The 505-nt window shown below is 58.8% G+C and carries 1 pseudogene; it reads right to left on the bottom strand.

From position 1 onward, the window contains the following. A pseudogene (locus tag EXE41_RS18665) lies at positions 1–505 on the bottom strand (serine protein kinase PrkA); the annotation flags it as partial.

Raw genomic sequence — 505 nt, forward strand, 5'->3', positions numbered from 1 at the left:
TCTTTTCGGCCTCCTCACGGAGCTTCTTCACGTCGACATCGTCGGCCTCGTCTATCTCGCCGTTGTAGGCTTTTGCCTTCTGGATGAGGTCTATCGACTCGTTGTCCGGCTACTCAATGCGGGTGAGCACGCCGAACAGGCCGGCCATCTCCAGAGTGTGTGGCTCGACCTGGATGTCCGGCAGGTCGGCGTTGCGCAGCATCTTCTGGTAGATCTGAGCTTCGGCCTCGTACTGGAGGACGTAGGGGAAGTCGATGCGCTTCGTGCGGTCGTTGAAGGCCTCCATCTTCTCGTCGCCCTTCTTGTCCCGGTACTCGGGCATGTTCGTCCGGCCGACGATGACCTGGTCGATGTCGATACGGGGGTTGTTCTTGGGCTTGATTGTCTGTTCTTGACTGGCATGGAGGAAATCATAGAGGAACTCCCGCTGGAGTTTCAGCAGCTCCTCCCCCGAGAAGATGCCGCGGTTGGCGTTACAGAACGCCCCGGAGTAATCGAACGCTCG

It is taken from the genome of Halorubrum sp. SD690R, assembly GCF_005435035.1.
GTDB classification, from domain to species: Archaea; Halobacteriota; Halobacteria; order Halobacteriales; family Haloferacaceae; genus Halorubrum; species Halorubrum ezzemoulense.